Source organism: Kitasatospora sp. NBC_01560, assembly GCF_045208415.1.
In the GTDB taxonomy this organism is placed as follows: domain Bacteria; phylum Actinomycetota; class Actinomycetes; order Streptomycetales; family Streptomycetaceae; genus Kitasatospora.
In genome coordinates, this window is record NZ_CP109364.1 from 4,878,816 (window position 1) to 4,897,637 (window position 18,822).

At 72.0% G+C, this 18,822-nt stretch carries 16 protein-coding genes and 2 tRNA genes; 3 read left to right on the forward strand and 15 right to left on the reverse strand.

Annotation, left to right across the window (positions count from 1 at the left end; genetic code table 11):
• Positions 1-237 precede the first annotated feature (237 nt).
• A complete protein-coding gene (gene pknB, locus OH807_RS21305) occupies positions 238-2,361 on the forward strand; it encodes a Stk1 family PASTA domain-containing Ser/Thr kinase (RefSeq protein WP_406201234.1) in 2,124 nt (707 codons plus the stop codon).
• Positions 2,362-2,503: 142 nt separating this feature from the next.
• Here pknB and OH807_RS21310 read toward each other — a convergent pair whose 3' ends face one another.
• The 5 genes from OH807_RS21310 to OH807_RS21330 form a co-directional block, all read right to left on the reverse strand.
• Positions 2,504-3,346, reverse strand: a complete 843-nt coding sequence (locus OH807_RS21310) for a class E sortase (protein ID WP_406201236.1) — start codon at positions 3,344-3,346, stop codon at positions 2,504-2,506.
• Between the two features lie 99 nt (positions 3,347-3,445).
• Complete coding sequence (locus tag OH807_RS21315; RefSeq protein WP_406201238.1) at positions 3,446-4,729, reverse strand: class E sortase; 1,284 nt, start codon at positions 4,727-4,729, stop codon at positions 3,446-3,448.
• Between the two features lie 5 nt (positions 4,730-4,734).
• Entirely contained in the window at positions 4,735-5,415 is a 681-nt protein-coding gene (locus OH807_RS21320; protein WP_406201240.1) for an aminodeoxychorismate/anthranilate synthase component II, read from the reverse strand.
• A gap of 53 nt (positions 5,416-5,468) precedes the next feature.
• Positions 5,469-5,645 carry a hypothetical protein gene (locus OH807_RS21325; RefSeq protein ID WP_406201243.1) on the reverse strand — a complete coding sequence of 59 codons (177 nt, stop codon included), beginning with the start codon at positions 5,643-5,645 and terminating at the stop codon, positions 5,469-5,471.
• Positions 5,646-5,746: 101 nt separating this feature from the next.
• Positions 5,747-6,508 carry a DUF881 domain-containing protein gene (locus OH807_RS21330; protein ID WP_406201245.1) on the reverse strand — a complete coding sequence of 254 codons (762 nt, stop codon included), beginning with the start codon at positions 6,506-6,508 and terminating at the stop codon, positions 5,747-5,749.
• Positions 6,509-6,681: 173 nt separating this feature from the next.
• Between OH807_RS21330 and crgA the strand changes: the two genes are divergently transcribed.
• Positions 6,682-6,930: a cell division protein CrgA gene (gene crgA, locus OH807_RS21335; protein ID WP_406201247.1), complete on the forward strand. Its 249-nt coding sequence runs from the start codon at positions 6,682-6,684 to the stop codon at positions 6,928-6,930.
• Between the two features lie 350 nt (positions 6,931-7,280).
• On the opposite strand, the gene OH807_RS21340 is transcribed toward crgA, so the two are convergent.
• Positions 7,281-8,186, reverse strand: a complete 906-nt coding sequence (locus tag OH807_RS21340) for a rhomboid family intramembrane serine protease (protein WP_406201249.1) — start codon at positions 8,184-8,186, stop codon at positions 7,281-7,283.
• 275 nt (positions 8,187-8,461) lie between these two features.
• Here OH807_RS21340 and OH807_RS21345 point away from each other — a divergent pair, with 275 nt between their 5' ends.
• The gene (locus OH807_RS21345) at positions 8,462-9,343 is read left to right on the forward strand and encodes a DUF5324 family protein (RefSeq protein WP_406201252.1); all 882 of its coding nucleotides are present in this window, start codon (positions 8,462-8,464) and stop codon (positions 9,341-9,343) included.
• A gap of 217 nt (positions 9,344-9,560) precedes the next feature.
• Here OH807_RS21345 and OH807_RS21350 read toward each other — a convergent pair.
• From OH807_RS21350 to OH807_RS21390, 9 genes are all read right to left on the reverse strand, one after another.
• A tRNA-Ala gene (locus OH807_RS21350) sits at positions 9,561-9,633 on the reverse strand.
• Positions 9,634-9,824: 191 nt separating this feature from the next.
• On the reverse strand, positions 9,825-9,953 hold the full coding sequence (locus tag OH807_RS21355) for a DLW-39 family protein (RefSeq protein WP_014137031.1): 129 nt from the start codon (positions 9,951-9,953) through the stop codon (positions 9,825-9,827).
• 265 nt (positions 9,954-10,218) lie between these two features.
• A complete protein-coding gene (locus OH807_RS21360) occupies positions 10,219-10,533 on the reverse strand; it encodes a DUF6191 domain-containing protein (RefSeq protein ID WP_406201254.1) in 315 nt (104 codons plus the stop codon).
• Between the two features lie 121 nt (positions 10,534-10,654).
• Positions 10,655-10,731: transfer RNA gene (locus OH807_RS21365), tRNA-Ile, on the reverse strand.
• A gap of 16 nt (positions 10,732-10,747) precedes the next feature.
• Positions 10,748-12,133 (reverse strand): class I SAM-dependent methyltransferase, encoded by a 1,386-nt coding sequence (locus tag OH807_RS21370; RefSeq protein WP_406201256.1) that lies wholly within the window; start codon positions 12,131-12,133, stop codon positions 10,748-10,750.
• A 267-nt stretch (positions 12,134-12,400) separates the two neighbouring features.
• Entirely contained in the window at positions 12,401-13,075 is a 675-nt protein-coding gene (locus OH807_RS21375; protein WP_406201258.1) for a DUF3566 domain-containing protein, read from the reverse strand.
• 227 nt (positions 13,076-13,302) lie between these two features.
• Positions 13,303-15,903 (reverse strand): DNA gyrase subunit A, encoded by a 2,601-nt coding sequence (gene gyrA / locus OH807_RS21380; protein ID WP_406201261.1) that lies wholly within the window; start codon positions 15,901-15,903, stop codon positions 13,303-13,305.
• 56 nt (positions 15,904-15,959) lie between these two features.
• Positions 15,960-17,975 (reverse strand): DNA topoisomerase (ATP-hydrolyzing) subunit B, encoded by a 2,016-nt coding sequence (gene gyrB, locus OH807_RS21385; RefSeq protein WP_406201264.1) that lies wholly within the window; start codon positions 17,973-17,975, stop codon positions 15,960-15,962.
• 258 nt (positions 17,976-18,233) lie between these two features.
• Complete coding sequence (locus tag OH807_RS21390) at positions 18,234-18,788, reverse strand: DUF721 domain-containing protein (RefSeq protein WP_406201266.1); 555 nt, start codon at positions 18,786-18,788, stop codon at positions 18,234-18,236.
• Positions 18,789-18,822: the final 34 nt, after the last annotated feature.

Genomic DNA, 18,822 nt, shown 5'->3' on the forward strand with positions numbered 1-18,822 from the left:
ATGTCACGATCGGCACCCCCGTCCCGATACCGGTCTGGTATCGGCCGACGGGCGACGCCGGTCCGGCACGGTGCGACCGGTAGCGTATCCGCAAGCAGCGGGTGTGCCCGTTGCCGCCCGCGAGTCGTCACAGGGTCCTGATCGCAGAACCGTCCGGGGCCGGGCCGACGTCACTCTGAGCGTGCGGGGACACCTACGTCACAACCTCACCGGCGGGTGAGGGAGAGGGTCGGAACTATGGAAGAGCCTCGCCGCCTAGGCGGCAGGTACGAGCTCGGCGGCGTCCTCGGACGCGGCGGCATGGCCGAGGTGTACCTCGGCCATGACACCCGGCTCGGCCGTTCCGTCGCAGTGAAGACGCTCCGGGCCGACATGGCCCGCGATCCGTCCTTCCAGGCCCGCTTCCGCCGTGAGGCACAGTCCGCGGCGTCACTGAACCACCCCGCGATCGTCGCCGTGTACGACACCGGCGAGGACTACATCGACGGCATCTCCATCCCGTACATCGTGATGGAGTACGTCGAGGGCTCCACCCTGCGCGAGCTGCTGCACTCCGGCCGCCGGCTGCTGCCGGAGCGGTCGCTGGAGATGACGATCGGCATCCTGCAGGCGCTGGAGTACTCGCACCGGGCCGGCATCGTGCACCGCGACATCAAGCCCGCCAACGTGATGCTGACCCGGCAGGGCAACGTCAAGGTCATGGACTTCGGCATCGCCCGGGCAATGGGCGACGCCGGGATGACCATGACGCAGACCTCCGCCGTCATCGGCACCGCCCAGTACCTCTCCCCCGAGCAGGCCAAGGGCGAGCAGGTCGACGCCCGCTCCGACCTCTACTCCACCGGCTGCCTGCTGTACGAACTGCTGACCGTGCGCCCGCCGTTCATCGGCGACTCACCCGTCGCGGTGGCCTACCAGCACGTCCGGGAGGAGGCCCAGCCGCCGTCCGCCTTCGATCCCGAGGTCCGCCCCGAGATCGACGCGATCGTGCTGAAGGCGCTCGCCAAGGAGCGCGACTACCGGTACCAGAGCGCCGACGAGATGCGCGACGACATCGAGCGCTTCCTCGACGGCCTCCCGGTGGCCGCCGCGCAGCAGGCCGCCTACGGCATGGGTGCCGCGGCCGGGTACGGCTACGACCAGAACGGCTACCCGCAGCACGACCCGTACGGCCAGACCAACCTGCTGCCGCAGCAGCCCGGCGGCGGGCCGACCACGATGCTGCCGCAGGCCGGCCAGCCCGGCTACGGCCAGCAGCCCGGCTACCCGGACGACGGCTACGGCCAGACCTACGCCGGCGGCTCGGGCGGCGGCAACGACGACGGGTACGGCCGCTCCGGCCGGCGCGGCGAGCAGCCGCCGAAGAAGAGCAGCACCTCGTGGATCGTGCTGGCGGTCGCCGCCGTACTGGTCCTGGTCGGCACCTTCTTCGTCGCCCAGGCGATGTTCAGCGGGAACAAGGGCGGCGACAAGGAGACCCCCAAGATCGCCGCGCCGAACCTGGTGGGCAAGACCCTGGCCGAGGCCAAGTCCGTCGCCCAGCAGGCCGGGTCCAAGCTGCTGGTGAGCGAGGGCGAGAAGATCGTCTGCCCGGACGCCGCCGTGAAGAAGGACCAGGTCTGCACGCAGAACCCGGCGGCCCCGGCCCAGATCGCCGAGAACGCCACCATCACGGTGCAGCTCTCCTCCGGCCCGGCCAAGGCGAGCGTGCCGACCGTGGTCGGCAAGACCAAGGACCAGGCCCTCAAGGCGCTCGCCGACGCCGGCTTCACCAACGTCCTCCCGCCCGAGTACAAGGACGACGACAGCGCTCCGCAGGAGACGGTCACCGCCCAGGACCCGGCGGCCGGAGCGCCCGGTGACCCGACCGCGCCGGTCAAGCTGACCGTCTCGCAGGGCAAGGCCAAGGTCACCGTCCCGAGCGTGGTGGGCCAGCAGAAGGAGGCCGCGCAGGCCGCGCTGGAGAGCGCCGGCTTCCAGGTCGACGCCTCGAAGACCCAGCCGACCACCGACGCGAGCAAGATCAACACCGTCGCCTCGCAGGCGCCGGCGGGCGGCAAGGTGCCGACCGGCACGAAGATCGTCCTGACCGTCTTCAAGGCGCCGGACAAGGCCACCGTGCCGCCGCTGCAGAACGTCCCGGTCAAGGACGCGATCAAGCAGCTCCAGCAGCTCGGCCTCGGGTACACCCTGCTCGGCTCCCAGGACCCGAACGGCATCGTCACCAACTCGATGCCGGGTGCCGGCACCCAGCTGGACCCCGGCCAGTCGGTGACCCTGGTGGTGAAGCCGCCGGAGCCGACCAAAGGGGGCGACACCCCCAACCCCTCACCTTCCAACACCAAAGGGGGCAACCCCTAGCCCTTGGTTCCCCTGGTTCTGAGGTCCGAACGCCCGAGGGCCCGTCGCAGCTGCGACGGGCCCTCGGGCGTTCCGGCGTGACGATCGGCTGCTGCCGTGCGCGCCACCGCCGTGCACTCCACCGCCGTCCACTCCGGTGCGGTCAGCGGCGCAGCTCGGGCGGCGGGGTGCGGGCCGCGTCCACGTCGTCGACCCGCACCAGGCTGCCCCAGACGGCCATCCGGTAGCGCGAGGTGTAGACCGGGGTGCAGGTGGTCAGCGTGATGTAGCGGCCGGGGGCCTCGTAACCGGAGCCCTTCGGGACGGGCGCGACGATGCCGGTGTCGTACTTGGACGTCTCCGGCAGGGTGTTGTCGACCTTGTAGACGTACCACTTGTCCTTGGTCTCGACCACGATCGCGTCGCCCTTGCGGACGGCGTCCAGGTCGTGGAACTTCGCCCCGTGGCCGTCCCGGTGCGCGGCCAGCGCGAAGTTGCCGGCCGCGTCCCAGGGCATCGCCGCCCGGTAGGGCTGCTCGTACACCCCGGCGACGCCCTCGGCCAGGGTGGCGGCGTCGGTGCCCATCCGGATCAGCACCTGGTAGTCGCGGCCCATCGCCGGGACGTGCAGGAAGCCCACGCCGTCACCGGCCGCGAAGGCCGGCCCGGACGCGCCGGGGGAGGGCGTCGCCGCCCCGGGGGAGGGCGTCGCCGCCCCGGGGACCGGGGGCGCGGCGGTCGGACCGGCCGCCCAGGCACTGCGCAGCTTGTCGGCGGCCCGGCCGGCGGCCGCGTCGGCCTCCACGTTGGTCCACCAGAGCGAGTAGGCGACGAACAGGCCGAGCAGCAGGCCCAGGGTGATCAGCAGCTCGCCGAAGACGCCGAGTGCGGCCAGGGCACGGCCGCGCCCCGGGCGGGCCGGTGCGGGGCGCGGGAAGGCCTCCTCGGCCGGTTCCGCCGGTCCGGCCGCCCCGGTGCCCGGTCCCGTCGTCTCGTCCTGGGTCACGCTGCTCCCTCTCGTACCGGGCCGTGGGCGGGCGGCGCTCCGCCCGCCCCACGACCGCCGCTGCCGCCAGGCCCTCCCCTTCGGATCGAAAGAGAGGACCTAGCCGGCCGCCAGTGCGGCCGGCTTGCCCTGGCTGCGGGGCCGTTCCTCGGTCATCTTGCCAAAGAGGATCAGTCGGGCCTTGGAGCTGAACTCCGGGGTGCAGGTGGTCAGGGTGATGTAGCGGCCGGCCTGGTTGTAGCCGGAGCCGTTGGGCACCGGCTTGATGACGCTCACGTTGGACGGCGGGGTCTCCGGGATGCCACCGGTGATCTCGTACGTGTAGTAGGCGGTCGCGGTCTCGACCACGATCTTGTCGCCCTTGCTGAGCTGGTTGATGTGCCGGAACGGCTCGCCGTGGGTGTTGCGGTGCGCGGCGAGGGCGAAGTTGCCCGCCTTGTCGGCGGGCATCCCGGTGCCGGTGTAGTGGCCGACCAGGCCCTTGTCGAGCACCGCCGGCTTGGAGGTGCCCTCGGCGATCGGGAACTTCAGGCCCAGGTTCGGCAGGTAGATGATCGCGAAGCCCTTGCCGGGCTCGAAGGTCTCGGGCTTGGCCGGGTCCGGCGCGGGCTGTCCGGGCGCGGCTCCCGCGGGCTGCCCGGCGCCGAACTGCTGCTCCAGCTTGTTGCGGGCGCCGTCGGCGGCCGCGTCGGCCTGCACGTTGGTCCACCAGAGCTGGTACGAGACGAAGAGCAGCATCACCAGGCCGAGCGTGATGCAGAGTTCACCGACCATGCGGGCGGCCACCACGGCCACCGACTCCTTGGGACGCGGCTGTCCCGCGGCCGCGCGGCCGCCCGCCCGACGGCGACCGCCGCCGGAGCGCACCGACATCCGGCCCTGCGCGGCCCGGCGCCGTTCGGCGCGGCCGCCGGTCACCGACTCCTCCGGTCCGGCTTCGAGCGGCGGGAGGCGCAGCTGGAGGGTCTGGTCGGCCAGCCACGGGTACTCGGGCCGCCCGGGGGCCTCGGGGCCGCCCTGCACCGGCTCCCCCGGTGCCACGGGCGGCACGGCCTGCTCGTAGACGCCCCAGCCGTCCTCGGCCCCGGCCGTGGCCGGCCGGCCCGCCGCGCTCGGGGCGTGCCCGCCGGTACCGGGCTGCGGCTCCTGGTGGGGCTCGTACGGCCGGTACGGGGCGTGCTGCGGCTGCCCCGGCCCGTACGGATCGGCGCCGTACGGGCCGGTGTCCTGCTGACCGGCGTCCTGCCGCCCGGCCCCGTGCCGGCCCCCGCCGTACTGGCCACTGTCGTACTGGCCACTGTTGTACTGGCCGTTGTCGTACCGGCCGTCCTCGGGCAGGCCGGCGCCCGACTGGTAACGCCCCTCCGGACGCACCGCGGTCATGCCGCTCAGCCCCGGCCGATCACCGGGGCGAGCCCGGCCGAACGACCGACGGCCTGCGGATCGCCGCATTCGGCCAGCCAGTTGGCGAGCATCCGGTGCCCGCCCTCGGTGAGCACCGACTCCGGGTGGAACTGCACGCCCTCGACCGGCAGCTCACGGTGCCGGAGCCCCATGACGATGCCGTTCCCGGTCCGCGCGGTCACCAGCAACTCGTCGGGCACCGTGGCCGGTTCGACCGCCAGCGAGTGGTACCTGGTCGCGGTGAGCGGCGAGGGCAGGCCGGCGAAGACGCCGCCGTCCTCGTGCTCCACCAGCGAGGTCTTGCCGTGCAGCAACTCGGGGGCCCGGCCGACCACCGCGCCGTACGCGACCGCGATCGACTGCAGGCCCAGGCAGACGCCGAACACCGGCAGCCCGATCGCCGCGCAGTGGTGCACCATCTCGATGCAGACCCCGGCCTCCTCCGGCGCACCGGGCCCGGGGGAGAGCAGCACCCCGTCGAAGCCCTCCGCCCCGCCCGGCGACGCCGTGCGGTCGCGGCGCACCGCGTGCTCGACCGTCACCTCGTCGTTGCGGACCACCTCGCAGGTCGCGCCGAGCTGGTAGAGGTACTGGACCAGGTTGAAGACGAAGCTGTCGTAGTTGTCGACGACCAGGATGCGGGGCGGGGTCGGCTGGGTGGTCATTCGCGTGCTGTCTCCGTGGGATGCAGGGACCGGGGGGAAGGACGGGCCGTCGGTCAGCCGACGGCGCCGTCGCCGCCGTCCACTGTGACGTCACCGAAGGGGAGCAGCGGTTCCGCCCACGGGAAGACATAGGTGAACAGGAGGTAGACCAGCCCCAGGACGAGGAGCAGCGAGATGATGGCCCGGACCAGGGTGTTCCCCGGCAGGTGACGCCAGATCCAGCCGTACATGGTGCTCCCTCGACGTAACGGACTGGGGTCAAGAGTAGACCCGTGATCCGCGCCCGCGGGGCGGGCTTCCCCCAAGGGCTTCCCCTGCGGGCGGGCGCCCGCTACTGGCCGGTGGCCGCCCGCAGGTCGGCGGTGCCGGAGTAAGCGGGCAGGTTGAGGTCGCCGCTCTCCTGGACCTTCCAGCCCAGCCCGTACGCCTGCACGTACTGCAGGTAGTTGCGGATGGTCGGGTCCGCGTCCACGGCCGACCGCAGCCCGTCCGTCCGGCCGACCGCCCTGACCACGTAGGGCGGCGAGTAGACCCGGCCCTGGAGCAGCAGGGTGTTGCCGACGCAGCGGACGGCGCTGGTGGAGATCAGCCGCTGGTCCATCACCTGGACGCCCTCCGCGCCGCCCCGCCAGAGCGCGTTGACCACCGCCTGGATGTCCTGCTGGTGGATGACCAGGTCGTTGACGCCGGGCTCGGGCACCCCGGGGACGCGCGCGGTGGCGTTCGGCGGGGCGTCGTTCAGGGTGACGGTGAGGCCGGGGCCCTGCAGCGGCTCCAGGGCGGCGGCCTGCTGGAGCGCGTCCAGCCGGGCGGCGTCGGCCGGGCTGCCGCCCTGCTGCTCGGTGAGCGCCTGCGACCGGGTCTGCAGTTCGGCGAGCTGGGCCTGGGACTGCTGGTTCTGCGCGCTGCGCTGGCGTATCACGTCGCTGAGGCTGAGCAGCGAGTTGTCGGTGCGCAGATCGGTCCCCCGGGCGGTCTGCGCGCTGATGTAGAAGAGCAGTCCGGCGAGCGCGAAGACGGCGCAGGTCAGGGCACGGCCGACAATTCGGGTGCCGGAAGCACCGGTACGGGGTGGCCGAGGAGGAATCGACAAATTAGTCACCGTACCCTTATCTCCTTCAGACCCGCCGAGCCACTACGCTAACGGACGCCGGTGGCATGTGCGGGGGCGGTCCCCATAGCGTTCTCCACAACCGCCACTGCCGGCCGCCCCGCCCCGCTGAACCCCCTGCGCGGTCTCACAGCGCATCGACAGGAGAGCTCCTCGTGCCGAAGTCCCGACTCCGCAAGAAGTCCGACTACACCCCGCCGACCACGGCCTCGGTGAAGATCAGTTCGGGCCGCGGCTGGGTAGCACCGCTGATGCTGGCCCTCTTCCTGGTCGGACTGGTCTGGATCGTCACCTACTACGTGACGAGTGGCACCTGGCCGGTCGAGAGCTGGCACAACTGGAACATCCTGGTGGGCTTCGGCTTCATCGCTGCGGGGTTCGGCGTCTCCACCCAGTGGAAGTGACGCCGGGGCTCCGACCCTGAGCGCTTTCCGCCGCCCCGGACGGGTTCTGCCCGGGGCGGCGCTGCGGCGTGCCCGGAGCCCGCTGCCCCGAGGCCACTACCCGGGGCCGTCCCGGAGGCCGCTTCCGGTTATCCCGCTTATCGCGTTTATCCACATGGTTATCCACACTGGGGAAAAGTCTCCGGGGCCTGTGGATAACTTGCCCGGAGCGCCCTTTCCCCACCCCGCCGCGCGCTCCCCCGAATGCCCGAAAAGCACAGGAGGACACGCGTAGAGCGGCAGTGTGCGGTGCGCACCCCGCACAGGCTGTGCACCGGCCCCCACCCGCTGTGGACAAACGTCCGGACGCGTCACCCGCCGTACTGGGCCGTCCCCGCCAGGACCATCGCCAGCACCAGGCCCACCATCGCGGCCAGCGTCAGCCCCTGGACGGGCAGCCTGCGGTCCCGCGGGGCGTACATCAGGCCGATCCCGGTGAGCGCCCCGGCGACCAGCCCGCCGATGTGCGCGCGCCAGTCGATGCCGTTCACCGAGAACGTGACGATCAGGTTGAAGACCAGCAGCGCGACGACCGGGCCCAGCGGCGTCCTGGTCCGCCGGTACATCACCACGGTGGCGCCGAGCAGGCCGAAGACGGCGCCGGAGGCGCCCAGCGAGTTCATGAAGCCGCCCGCCACCAGGAAGGCGAACGCGCTGCCGGCCAGGCCGGAGATCAGGTAGAGCGCCAGGAAGCGCAACCGGCCCAGGGCCGCCTCCAGGGCGGGGCCGATCACCCAGAGCATCACCATGTTGGTGGCGACGTGCCAGGGCGCGACGTGCAGGAAGGTGGCGGTCAGCAGCCGGTACCACTGGTCCGGCCCGGCCGCGACGCCGTACGGGTACCCGGTGATCTGCGGTCCGACGCTCAACAGCGAGAGGTCGTCGGCCAGCCAGGGCTTCAGCACGTAGGCGGCGAGCAGGAAGACCGCCAGGTTGATCCCGATCAGCGTCTTGGTGACCAGCGCGCCGTCCGCGCTCGGCCGGCCGCCGAACCGGGTGGTGGCCTGCCGCACCTCCCGGGCACCGCCGCGGACGCAGTCGGGGCAGTGGAAGCCCACCGAGGCGCTCACCATGCACTGCGGACAGATCGGCCGGCCGCACCGGGAGCACCCGATGCCGGTCTCCTGTTCGGGGTGCCGGTAGCAGCGGGCCGGTCCGGCCGCACCCCCGGGCTCCTGGGTCCGGTCCGTCGGCGGCCTGGGCTCGTCCGGGAGCATCTGCGGTTTCCCCTTCTCGCACGCCTGCTGAGCGATCCGGTGACACCCGCCGAACGGGTCACCACCGGGATCGCCAGCGTACTGCGGCGCCCTCACCGGCGGGCGGCCCCGAGCGGCTCCGCAGCGCCTCTCCCCGGGCGCCCGCACCCCCGGTCCCCGTACGCCGGACCGCCCCGCGTACGGCCCACTCCGGAGTGCTGTCAGACAAATATGGATGCATGATCAGCATTCAGGTGGATATGTGCATAAAGGACGCCACCCAGGAGGAGAGACTCGTGACCCGTTTGGACTCAGCTCGTGAGACGGCCGGAAAAACCCGGGACACCCTCGCGCCCTACGCCGCCACCGCCAAGGAAACCGCGGTGCAGCTCGCCGACGGCGCGAAGCAGCGGCTGGGCCCCGCCCTGGAGGCCATCGGGCCGTCGGCCTCCCACGCCGCCCAGAACGCCCGCATCAACGCCCGCGTCCAGTACGACCGGCACGTCGCCCCGCAGCTCGGCCACGCCTTCGCCAGTCTGCCGCCCGACGCCCAGCAGAACGTGCTCAAGGCCCTGCACCGGGCCCAGGAGGCCGCACTGGCCGCCCGGCTCTCCGCCGGCCGCGCCGCCGACCAGGCCCGCACCACCGTGGGGCCGAAGGTCTCCCACGTGGTCGGCGAGGCCCGCGCCGCCGTCGTCCCCGCCGCGCAGGAGGTCCAGATCCGCAGTGCCGCCGCGCTGACCGCGCTGCACGGCAACGTCACCTCCGCCGAGATCAGCGACCTGGCCGCGAAGAACCTCAAGCGCCAGCACCGCAACGGCTGGGCCACCGGCCTGGCCGTGGCGGGCGCGCTCGCGATCGGCAGCGGCATCGTGGCCTGGCAGTGGTGGCGTCACCACAGCAACCCCGAGTGGCTGGTCGAGCCGCCGACCGCCGGCACGTCCGCCGACCGCACCGGCTCCCACGCCACGGGCACCCCGGGCGGCCCGCAGGCCGACCCCCGGGCGACCACGCCGGTGAACGGCTCCACCGCGGCCACCACCGCCGGCGGCGACCCCGGCACCACGGACCCCCACGCCGAGGCCGGCGCCGCGGACCCCAAGCCCGGCCCGCCGCCCGGCCAGCCCGCGCCCGACGACGACCGCCCCAAGCCGCACGACCCGCGCAAGCCGCACTGACCGGCCCGGGGCACCGTCGCCGCCGACCGGCCGCTGACCAGGATTCAGGTCGGCGGCCGGTCCGCTTCCCCGCCGCCCCGGGCGGGTGCCCCACCGGTCCCGCCGACGAGCCGCCCGCCCCGCTGCCGACACCCGTGCTGACACCGGTGCTGACGTGCGGCGGGCACGAGAAAGCCCCCCGGCCTGTTCACACAGGTCGGGGGGCGTCTTCGTACTGTGGAGCTTAGGAGACTCGAACTCCTGACATCTGCCTTGCAAAGGCAGCGCTCTACCAACTGAGCTAAAGCCCCTCGACGGCACCGGTCGTGCCGCCGAGCACTAGCGTACCGGGTCCCGGCGCAAATCCCACGCCCGTCCCGGTACCTGCTGCCCGGGAGGTACCCGGGGAACCGGCCGCCCCGGCCGTCAGACCGGGGCGGCCGGCCCGGGAGGCGCCGTGCGGCGCCTCCGAAGACCGTCGATCGTCAGATCGCCCGGGGCTTCAGCGACCGGCCGGAACCGGGTCGGTGGCCTCGGTCCACAGGTCCTGCTCGGCGCGGTCCGCCTGGACCTGACGGTAGACAAAGAAGCCGCCGAGGGCGACCAGGGCGACCAGGAGAAGCTTCTTCACCGCGGGACCTCGTCCTTCTTGCGTAGCGGACTCAACAGCCGTGCTCCGGCCGGAGTGACCGGGCCGACGAGTCCATGGATTGTTGCGAGTACGAACGGGCTGCCGGGTGCCAGACTGCCCTTGCGGCCGATGATACACACCGGTGTCCCAATCGTGACCAGCCACCGCTGCCGCCAACCGACCGGTCCGGCCGGAGGATTGACGCCGCACCTTCTGTCGTACGTTCGGCCCGCCCCGGGCCCGGCCGCCGGGCGGTCCGGGGCGGTCAGTCGTGGGCCCGCGGCACCACCACGGCCGTACCGGCCGCGAGATCCACCCTGGTCCGGGGCGGTGCCCCCTCACCCTCCTCGTCGCGCAGCATCAGCGTGCTGCGCCGCTCGTCGAGCTCGTGCTGCTTGCCCGCCGCGAACTGCGCGTGCAGCTGCTCGAAGCCCGTCGCCGAGATCTGCCCCTCGCGGCCCGTCCCGCGCCACGGGATCCAGCGCGATTTCCTGGCCCGCAGTGCCAACTGGTCCACGAAGGCCAGCGCGACCAGTGCGCAGACCAGCCCCGGGATGCTCATCGCCCAGAACAGCGCCATACCGCCACCACCTCTTCACCGACCCTGCCCTGACAACCCCCGGGCCGGGCGCGCAGTTCCCCGCGGCGGTGACCGGGAACGCCGAAGGGCCCGGAACGAGATCGTTCCGGGCCCTTCGCGGTGGTGGGCCTAACAGGACTTGAACCTGTGGCCTCTTCCTTATCAGGGAAGCGCTCTAACCGTCTGAGCTATAGGCCCTTGCCGCACTGAAAGATTAGCGGACCGACGGCCGATCTCCAAAATCCGGCCCGGCCGGGGCTGCGGCAGGGGTCTGCTGGTGGGAGGCGGTGGCAGGGCGGGCCAGCCACTCCTCGCGGCTCGCGGGGAGGCGGGAGGCACCCTCGGGCCCGGTACGGACGGCGAGGACCTGGTTCACCCCGATCCGGTTCTCCTCGAAGGCGAGCGCGGAGGCCGCCATGTACAGCCGCCAGACCCGGGCCCGGCCGCGGCCGACCAGCCCGACCGCCTCCGTCCAGTGCGCCTCCAGGTTGGCCACCCACTCGCGCAGGGTCAGCCCGTAGTGCTCGCGCAGCGCCTCGACGTCCCGGACCTCGAAGCCGGCCTCCTCCAGCCGGGCCACCGTGGAACCGACCGGGGAGAGCTCGCCGTCCGGAAAGACGTAGCGGTCGATGAAGGGGCTGGGGCGGTACGGCTCGCCGGGGTGGTCCGGGCGGCGGGCGATCTGGTGGTTGAGCAGCCTGCCACCGGGCACCAGCAGCCCGAACAGGCCCTCGGCGTACACCCGGTACTGCGCGGAGCCGACGTGCTCGGCCATGCCCACGCTGGAGATCGCGTCGAACGGGCCGTCCGCGATCTCCCGGTAGTCCTGCAGGCGGATCTCCACCCGGTCGGCCAGGCCCGCCTCCTCGACCCGCCGGCGGGCCAGCGCGACCTGCTCCTCGGAGATGGAGACGCCGACCGCCGTCACGCCGTAGTGCTGCGCCGCGTGCATGACCAGGGAGCCCCAGCCGCACCCGACGTCCAGCAGCCGCATCCCCGGACGCAGGCCCAGCTTGCGGCAGATCAGGTCGAGCTTGGCCTCCTGGGCCGCCTCCAGGCTCTTGGCGGCGGGCTCCCAGTACGCGCAGGAGTACACCATCGACGGGCCCAGCACGAGGCCGTAGAAGTCGTTCCCGACGTCGTAGTGGTGGCTGATGGCCGCGCGGTCCCGGCCGCGGCTGTGCAGCCGCCCCTGGACCGCCCTGGCCTCCTCCGGCGGCGGGGCGGGCTGCGGGCCCAGCGCCCCGGCCCGCAGGAGCGCCCGGAGTACCTGGCGGCCCTTGGGGCCGACCACGTCGGCCGCGCCCAGCCGGAGCCGGCGGACGTCGGGGTGCTCGGCGACCTGCGCGACGGCCGTCAGCACCTCGTAGAGGTCGGCGCCGGGGGCGAGTTCGAGGTCCCCCGCGACGTAGGCGCGGGCCAGGCCGAGCTCGCCCGGCTGCCAGAGCAGCCGGCGCAGCGCCCGGCGGTTGCGCAGCACCAGCGTGGGTGCCCCCGGGGGCCCGGCGGCACTGCCGTCCCAGGCCTGGATCCGCAGCGGCACCGGGATCCCCAGCAGCCCGTCCAGGGCCTCGACCAGTTGCCTTGCGAGCTGAGCCATCGCGCGCCTCCGTCCAGCCGTACCTGCACAGCCGTGTCGCCCCGGTCCGTCGGACCGGGGGGAGGCCTGCGGCAGTCGGAAACTCGGAACGAGCGCGTCCAGCTAAGCCCACCGCGACGGGCCCCGATCCGGGCGGCACGCCGCGGGGACCGCCTGTCACCCGAATGCCGACGGGCCCCGCAGGCTGGAACAGCCTGCGGGGCCCGCCCATTCCGTCCGTGGACGAAAATCTGACCGGTGATCAGGAACCGGCCGGGGTGGCCGGAATCAGTCCTCCTCGGCCAGGGTCAGCTCGATGCCGCCGGTGAAGCCGGCCGCGGCGTTGTAGATGAACGCCGAGAGCGTGGAGAGCGCGGTCAGCAGCACCACGTCGACCACCGCGATCAGCGAGGTGAAGGTCATCACCTTGCCGAACCCGACGTAGTCCATCAGGTCGATCCCGCTGTTGGGGGCCTCGCCGGCGGTGACCTCCTTGAGGGTCTTGGCCAGCGAGTCGAAGACGCCGAGCGAGTCCAGCGTCATCCACAGCACGGCGGCCGCCACGATGATGACGATCCCGACCGCCACCGACAGCAGGAAGCTGACCTTCATCACCGACCACGGGTCGGCCTTGGTCACCCGCAGCCGGGCCTTGCGGGTCCGGCCCAGCCCGGGGCCGGCCGCGGCCGGGGCGGCGGCCGGACGGCGCGGTGCACCGCCCGGGACGGGCGTCCCGCCGGGCGGCGTGTTGCCGCCGACCCGGGTGCCCCGGGGCGGCGTCGGCTGGCCCTTGGCGTACGTGGTCGGCTGGGAGAACCCTCCCGAGCCCGGCGCCGGGCTGTTCGGCGGCGCGGGCGTGCCCGGCTGCCCGCCGTACGTCGCCCCGCCGCCCTGCCCCGCCGAACCGACCGGGGGCATCAGCGAGGTGGACGCGGAGGGGTGCTCGGCCGGCGGCTGTGGCACCCCGTACCCCCCGCCGCCCTGTGCTGCGCCCGGACGGCCGCCGGTGGCTCCTCCCGCAGCACCCGTGGCTCCACTCACTGGTCCTCCCGCACTTCCCACCAGGACGGCGGCACCGTCCTGCGTCGTCACTCATCATCCAGCACCCGGCGGGATTGCCCGGAACTGGTCGGCGGCCGGTGCCGCCGCGCCCTGGACGGACGCGGCGGCACCGGCCGACGCGGTAGGGGTCAGGCCCGGGCGTCCTCGCCGCCCGTCACCGTCTCCGTACCCTCGGCCATCTCGGCGGACTCGGCCAACTCGTCCTCCGCCGAATCCTCGTCCTCGGCTTCCGCGTTGCGGGCCATACCCACGACCGCGTCGCGCTTACCGAGGTTGATCAGTTGGACGCCCATGGTGTCACGTCCGGTTTCACGAACCTCGGAAACCCTCGTGCGGATCACCCCACCCGAGAGGGTGATCGCCATGATCTCGTCGGTGTCGTCGACCACCAGGGCGCCGACCAGCGAGCCCCGGCCCTCGACGATCTTCGCCGCCTTGGTGCCGTAACCGCCACGCCCCTGGACACGGTACTCGTCCACCGCGGTGCGCTTGGCGTAGCCACCGTCGGTGGCGGTGAAGACGTACGTGCCCTCGCGGACGACGTTCATCGAGAGCAGTTCGTCGTCCTCGCGGAAGGCCATGCCCTTGACGCCGGACGTGGCACGGCCGGTGGGCCGCAGCGCGTCGTCGGTCGCGGTGAAGCGGATCGACTGGGCCTTCCTGGAGACCAGCAGCAGGTCGTCCTCGGCGGAGACCAGCTCGGCGCCGATCAGCTCGTCGTCCCGGCCGTGCTCGTCCTGCCGCAGGTTGATCGCGATCAGGCCGCCGGAGCGCGGGGAGTCGTAGTCCTTCAGCGCGGACTTCTTCACCAGGCCGGCCCGGGTGGCGAGGACGAGGTACGGCTTGTCCTCGTACGTCCGGACGGCCATCACCTGGGTGATGTGCTCCTCCGGCTGGAAGGCCAGCAGGTTGGCCACGTGCTGGCCGCGGGCGTCACGGCCGGCGTCCGGCAGCTCGTAGCCCTTGGCGCGGTACACCCGGCCCTTGTTGGTGAAGAACAGGATCCAGTTGTGCGTGGTGGTCACGAAGAAGTGGTCGACCAGGTCGTCCTGCTTCAGCTGAGCACCGCGCACCCCCTTGCCGCCGCGCTTCTGCGAGCGGTAGAGGTCGGAGCGGGTCCGCTTGACGTAGCCGCCACGGGTGATCGTGACGACGATGTCCTCCTCCGCGATCAGGTCCTCGACCGACATGTCGCCGTCGAAGGGGATCAGCGTGGAGCGCCGCTCGTCGCCGTACTTCTCGACGATCGCGGTCAGTTCCTCGGAGATGATCTGCCGCTGGCGCTGCGGGGAGGCCAGGATCGCGTTGTACTCGTCGATCTTGCGCTGCAGCTCGTCGTGCTCGTCCATGATCCGCTGCCGCTCCAGGGCGGCGAGGCGGCGCAGCTGCATCTCCAGGATCGCGTTGGCCTGCAGCTCGTCGATGTCGAGCAGGCTCATCAGGCCGCTGCGGGCGGCGTCGGCGCTGTCCGAGGCCCGGATCAGCGCGATGACCTCGTCGATCGCGTCCAGCGCCTTGAGCAACGCGCGCAGGATGTGCGCCCGCTCCTCGGCCTTGCGCAGCCGGAACCGGGTCCGCCGCACGATCACGTCGACCTGGTGGTTCACCCAGTGGCGGATGAACGCGTCGAGCGACAGCGTGCGCGGCACGCCGTCCACCAGCGCCAGCATGTTGGCGCCGAAGTTGGTCTGCAGGTCGGTGTGCTTGTAGAGGTTGTTCAGCACAACCTTGGCGACGGCGTCGCGCTTGAGCACGACCACCAGGCGCTGGCCGGTGCGCGAGGAGGACTCGTCGCGGACGTCGGCGATGCCGGCGACCCGGCCGTCCTTGACCAGGTCGGCGATCTTCAGCGCGAGGTTGTCCGGGTTGACCTGGTACGGCAGCTCGGTGATCACCAGGCACTGGCGGCCCTGGATCTCCTCGACCTCGACCACCGCGCGCATGGTGATCGAGCCGCGCCCGGTCCGGTACGCCTCCTCGATCCCGCGGCGGCCGACGATCAGCGCGCCGGTGGGGAAGTCCGGGCCCTTGATCCGCTCGATCAGGGCCTCCAGCAGCTCCTCGTTGGAGGAGTCCGGGTGCTCCAGCGCCCAGAGCGCGCCGGAGGCGACCTCGCGGAGGTTGTGCGGCGGGATGTTGGTGGCCATGCCGACCGCGATGCCGGTGGCACCGTTGACCAGCAGGTTGGGGATGCGCGCGGGCAGGACGGTCGGCTCCTGCGAGCGGCCGTCGTAGTTGGCGGCGAAGTCGACGGTGTCCTCGTCGATGTCGCGCATCATCTCCATGGCCAGCGGCATCAGCTTGCACTCGGTGTAGCGCATGGCCGCCGCCGGGTCGTTGCCCGGGGAGCCGAAGTTGCCGTTGCCGTCCACCAGCGGCATCCGCAGCGACCACGGCTGGGCCAGGCGCACCACGGTGTCGTAGATCGAGGTGTCACCGTGCGGGTGGTAGTTGCCCATGACGTCGCCGACGACGCGGGCGCACTTGTAGTAGCCCTTCTCGGGCCGGTACCCGCCGTCGTACATCGCGTAGAGCACGCGGCGGTGCACCGGCTTGAGGCCGTCGCGGACCTCGGGCAGCGCGCGGCTCACGATCACGCTCATCGCGTAGTCGAGGTAGGAGCGCTGCATCTCGGTCTCGAGCTCGATCGGCTCGACCCGGGACGCGAACGTGTCGGTGGCGGTGCTGGTGTCCGGCTGCTCGCCGTCGGGACGGTTGTCGTCGACCACTGGTGGTCAGTTTCCTTTCACGCGTGACTGGACCGTGCTGGCAGGGGCGGGCCCCGTCACACGTCCAGGAAGCGGACGTCCTTGGCGTTGCGCTGGATGAAGGAGCGGCGGGCCTCGACGTCCTCGCCCATCAGGACGGAGAAGAGGTCGTCGGCGCGGGCCGCGTCCTCCAGGGTGATCTGCTGCAGCAGGCGGTGCGCCTGGTCCATGGTGGTGATCCGGAGCTCCTCGGCGTTCATCTCGCCGAGACCCTTGAAGCGCTGGATCGCGTCGTCCTTGGGGAGCCGGCGACCGGCCGCCACGCCCGCCGCGATGGTGGCGTCGCGCTCGCGGTCGGAGTAGACGTAGTCGAAGTCGTCCTTGCCCCACTTGATCTTGTACAGCGGCGGCATCGCCAGGTACACGTACCCGGACTCGACCAGCGGCCGCATGAAGCGGAAGAGCAGGGTGAGCAGCAGGGTGCGGATGTGCTGCCCGTCGACGTCGGCGTCCGCCATCAGGACGATCTTGTGATAGCGGAGCTTGGACTCGTCGTAGTCCTCCTGGATACCGCAGCCGAAGGCCGAGATCAGCGCCTGGACCTCGGTGTTCTGCAGCACCTTGTCGATCCGGGCCTTCTCGACGTTCAGGATCTTGCCGCGGATCGGGAGGATCGCCTGGATGCGGGGGTCGCGGCCCTGCTTGGCGGAGCCGCCGGCGGAGTCACCCTCGACGATGAAGATCTCGCACTCGGACGGGTCCTTGGACTGGCAGTCGCTCAGCTTGCCCGGCAGCGAGGCGGACTCCAGCAGGCCCTTGCGACGGGTCAGGTCGCGGGCCTTCCGGGCGGCCACGCGCGCGGTGGCGGCCTGGATGGACTTGCGGATGATGTCCGAGGCCTCGTTCGGGTTGCGGTCCAGCCAGTCGTTCAGCTGCTCGTGGACGACCCGCTGGACGAAGGTCTTCGCCTCGGTGTTGCCCAGCTTGTCCTTGGTCTGGCCCTCGAACTGCGGCTCGCCGAGCTTGACCGAGATGATCGCGGTCAGGCCCTCACGGATGTCCTCGCCGGAGAGGTTGTCGTCCTTCTCGCGGAGCAGCTTCTTGTCCCGCGCGTAGCGGTTGACCAGACCGGTCAGCGCCGCGCGGAAGCCCTCCTCGTGGGTACCGCCGCCGTGGGTGTGGATGGTGTTGGCGAAGGAGTAGACACCCTCGGTGTACGAGGAGTTCCACTGCATCGCGACCTCCACCGAGATCGTCTTCTCCTTGTCCTCCGCCTCGAAGTCGATCACCGAGGGGTGGATCACCTCGCCCTTGCGGGAGTTGAGGTGGGCGACGAAGTCGGCGATGCCGCCGTCGTACCGGTACGTGACGGAGAGCGGCTTGCCGTCCTCGTCCGCGTGCTCCGGGCGCTCGTCGGTCAGCGAGATGGTCAGGCCCTTGTTGAGGAACGCCATCTCCTGGAAGCGCCGGGAGAGCGTCTCGAAGGAGTAGACCGTGGTCTCGAAGATGTCCGGGTCCGCCCAGAAGGTGACGGTGGTGCCGGTCTGCTCGGTGGCCTCGCCCTTGACCAGGGCGGCGGTGGGCGCGCCCATCTTGTAGTCCTGGGTCCAGCGGTGGCCGTCCCGGTCGATCTCGACCGCGAGGCGGGTGGAGAGCGCGTTCACCACGGAGACGCCGACGCCGTGCAGACCGCCGGAGACCGCGTAGCCGCCGCCGCCGAACTTGCCGCCCGCGTGCAGCACGGTGAGCACGACCTCGACGGCCGGCTTCTCCTGGCCGGGGACGATGTCGACCGGGATGCCACGGCCGTTGTCGACCACCCGGACCGCGCCGTCGGCGAGGAGCGTGACGTCGATGGTGTCGGCGTACCCGGCCATCGCCTCGTCGACGGAGTTGTCCACGACCTCCTGCACCAGGTGGTGCAGTCCGCGCTCACCGGTCGAGCCGATGTACATGCCGGGACGCTTGCGGACGGCGTCGAGGCCCTCCAGCACCTGGATGTTGCTGCCCGTGTAGGAAGCCTGGTCGGTCTGGTCTGGGGTCTGGCTGGGGTTGCCGGAATCGGCCACGAAGCGCCCTCTCTGGCACAGCACGGGCCGCATCCCCTGCCCCGTTTGGGCGGGCGTGCGACCACGGCGTTTCGACTCGGTTGCCACTAGCAACAGTGTTTGGCTCTCAGTCTACCGGTACGACTGACAGAGATGGGCGTTTGGCAGCCTCTGAGGGCAGATATGCCGCCCTGAATCCCCTCTGCACATGTCCCGATACTCGCCCCGGGGGCTGAGAGCGCCTGGAAGGGCCGTCAGGGGTTCCGGAGGATCCCGGTCCGCTCCGCGCCGGGCCGGCTCCGGTCAGCCCCAGGTGTCGCCCGGCCCCTTGCTCCCCGGGGCGCGCAGCCGGCCGTAGCCGCGGACCGGCGCGGCCGGCCCCAGCACCTTGATCGTCTTCACCGTGCCGTGGCCCAGCTCGTGATTCAGACGGGCCACCAACTGGCGCGCCAGCCAGCGAAGTTGGGTCGCCCACGCGGTGGAGTCGCACTGCACGGTGAGCACCGCGGCCGCATCGTCGTAGGAGGTCGGCGAGCAGTGGCCGGCGATGTCCGGGCCGACGATCTGGGGCCAACGGCCCATCACCCCGCCCACCGCCGCCGAGGACTCCCAGCCGCGCTCGGTCAGCAGCCGGTTCAGCGCCGCCCCCAGGGGCACCGGGTCACGGCCGTCCGACCGGGCGCCGCTGCGCAGTCCGGTCCGCTTCGCCTCGCGCTTCTCCCGGACCTGCTCGCCGCGCTGGCGGGCCTGCGCCCGGGCCGCCCGCAGCGCCGAGCGGGCCAGATCGGCCCCGGTCGGTGCGGCGTCCGACGGACCGGCGCCGGCCGGCTGCGGGGGGTTCTCGGCCGGATCGCTCACGGCGGTCTCCTATCCCCAGGCTGTGGACAACGGT